At 37.7% G+C, this 2,949-nt stretch carries 1 protein-coding gene and 1 pseudogene; one reads left to right on the forward strand and one right to left on the reverse strand.

Annotated elements, in window-relative coordinates; translation table 11 throughout:
• Positions 1 to 276: pseudogene (locus BUC45_RS11200) on the forward strand (hypothetical protein); the annotation flags it as partial.
• A gap of 42 nt (positions 277 to 318) precedes the next feature.
• Here the strand turns inward: BUC45_RS11200 and recQ are convergent.
• The gene (recQ, locus tag BUC45_RS11205) at positions 319 to 2,508 is read right to left on the reverse strand and encodes a DNA helicase RecQ (protein WP_013779522.1); all 2,190 of its coding nucleotides are present in this window, start codon (positions 2,506 to 2,508) and stop codon (positions 319 to 321) included.
• Positions 2,509 to 2,949 lie beyond the last annotated feature (441 nt).

A 2,949-nucleotide genomic window follows, 5' to 3' on the forward strand; every position in this document is an offset into this window, starting at 1 on the left:
ATATTTTTAGGAAGCCTTATAGGCGGTCTGACTCCCGGCTCTCCATATGCCGCACTGCCGTTTTTTGCCGGCATCATGCGTATGGGAGCAAGTGTGCCTACGACTGTGGCCATGGTATGTGCATGGGGTCTCTGGTCCATTGGCCGTATTCCTTTAGAGGCCGCTGTCATGGGCGCGAAGTTTACTATGATTCAGGTAATAAGCAGTTTTATTCTTCCGATTCTCGCCGGTCTAGTGGCATGGTTCCTCGAGACTATACCGTGGTTTATGACTTGACCAATTACATCTGTTGCAGAAGATGTGCTGCACATTTATGCCCTATAAATGCTTGCAAATCACCAATCGTATATCTGAATAACTAATTTCTTCCGGCAAAGCCTCTTTAATAGGTTTTAGTTTTTCCGCACCTACTTTCTCAATTGCATTTAAAATCTGTTTCTCTTTTTCCGAATCGATGAACCTTGACCAGTCAACGATTTTACCTTCTTGTTGACATCTTTCCAAATGGTTTATTATGGTATTTTCAGTAAGGTTTCTTTGTTGTGCTATTTCTTTCAGCGACAATCCTTTAAGATAACAGTTGTAGGTCAGTTCATAGCGGCCAGTTTTAGTATTATCCTCTTGCAACTCACCTGGTAAGCTGTCAATCATGGTGTTATTTGCTATCTGTCTCCTAAGCTCATTGACATCTAACCCCTCTGTTTGGATATATTCATTTATCAGGCAAACAAACTCCTCTCCATAGCTTTCATACTTTTTCTGGCCGACACCCTTTATTTTGAAGAATTCTTCCCGGTTTCGCGGCATGAATGCAGCCATTTCCCTTAAACTCGAGTCATGAAAAATTATATATGTTGGCAGGTTTTTCTCCTGGGCTATGGTTTGCCTTAAGTTTTTTAGCCGCTTGAAAAGTTCTTTGTCAAAATTATTGTTTATTCGCTCTGCAAAGAGCCTTTTTTCTTTTGACAAATTCGCTTTTTGAAGTAAATCTTTTTTATGAAAGAATTTTGTCTTACCATGTAATATTTCCCAGGAAATATCGGTGAGCTTTAGGATGGGAAACTTATCGGCAGTCATATGGATATATCCGTTTGATACTAAAGCCATTATCATTTCTTTTATGGCATCACTGCTGTATTCTTGCATGATTTTATATGTAGAAATTTTATCCAGACCATATTCAATTACCCTCTTGCTTTTCGAACCTCGCAAAACCTGCACAACAGTATTGACACCATAGTTCTGATTCACTCTGTATATGCATGATAATATTTTTTGTGCTTCTGTTGTAATATCAACCCTTTCCGATTGGTCCAAGCAGTTGCCGCAATTTTTACAGTTTTTCTGCTGTGCATCTTCACCGAAATAGACTAATATTTTATTTCTAAGGCAATCATCAGTATGACAATAGTCTACCAAATACTGGAGATTTTGGTACATGGCAGTTTCCCGCTCAGGAGAAAGATTTTCACTTTGTATTATAATCTTTTGTTTTACGATGTCTGCCGGAGAATACATTAAAATGCAGTCGCTTTTCTCCCCATCGCGGCCCGCTCTGCCCGCTTCCTGGTAATAAGCCTCCATATTTTTAGGCATATTATAGTGAATCACAAACCTTATATCAGGTTTGTCTATTCCCATTCCAAAAGCATTTGTGGCTGCGATTATCCTAACCTTGTCCAGCATGAAATTATCTTGATTTTCTTGCCTTGCCTCTGAGCTCATACCGCCGTGATATCCAACAACTGAAATGTCATAATCTTGGAGTTTCTTTACTAGAGATTCTACGGTCTTTCTGGTAGCGCAATATACTATCCCGGATTCATTGGTATAATTGTTTTTCAAGTAGTTCAGCAAATATGAAAACTTATTGCTGGGTTTTACAACCTGATAAAACAGATTAGGCCTGTCAAACCCTGTTATGACCTCAAGGGGATTTTTTAGGCCTATTAAATTCTTTATTTCTTCAATAATTTCCTTGGTAGCCGTAGCTGTAAAAGCAGCTACCACTGGTCGAGGATAAAGTGAATTTATGAATTTGGGGATTTCAAGATAGCTGGGTCTAAAATCATGACCCCATTGACTTATACAATGTGCCTCATCAATGGCTACCAGTGAGATTTTCATATCCTTTGCCAAATTTAAAAACAAATTGGTGTTTAAGCGTTCCGGCGCTACATATATTAATTTGTACTTGCCATTTCGTATTTCATTAAGCCTTGTGATAAATTCATCATAATCTAAGGTACTGTTTATAAAAGTTCCCGCTAAGCCCATTTCATTCAAAGAATCTACCTGGTCCTTCATCAGAGAAATAAGTGGTGATACAACTATAGTTACACCTTCTAACATAGTTGCCGGCAGTTGATAACACAGGGATTTACCTCCCCCTGTGGGCATTATCCCCAAAACATCCCTGCCTGCAAGTATTGCATTTACCACCTTTTCCTGGCCTTTTTTAAAATTATCATATCCAAAATATGTCTTTAATGTTTCATATATACCCATAAGTTCACCTCATAACTTCGTCCTAATTGATATTGTATCAGAGTATATATTATTGTTTCAATATACTTGAACGCTTATCGGTCAGCTTGCCGGTGATACTGCCTTCATAAATCCGTTTGAAGATTATATCAAGCAATATAATATGGGATACTGCCTCTAAAAACAGTATCCCATTCCATTTTAAATGAATTTTTACATAGATTCCGCTTACCCTCTGCTGCAAAATATTTGATTTTATTCTGTTTTATAATTTTTCTTCTTATGTCAGTACTCTTAAAATCAAGTTTTTAATTACTGCACTGCAGTTTGTTTCAAAATTTCATTAATTACTTTTTCAACTGTGGCTTCTCCAATCAGCACATCATCGACCATAACGCATGGGCTTTGTGTGCAATTTTCGAAACAGAATGTTGCAGCAAGTTCTACTTTATCCTTAAAATC

The organism is Tepidanaerobacter sp. EBM-38 (assembly GCA_001896545.1).
Lineage (GTDB): Bacteria > Bacillota > Thermosediminibacteria > Thermosediminibacterales > Tepidanaerobacteraceae > Tepidanaerobacter.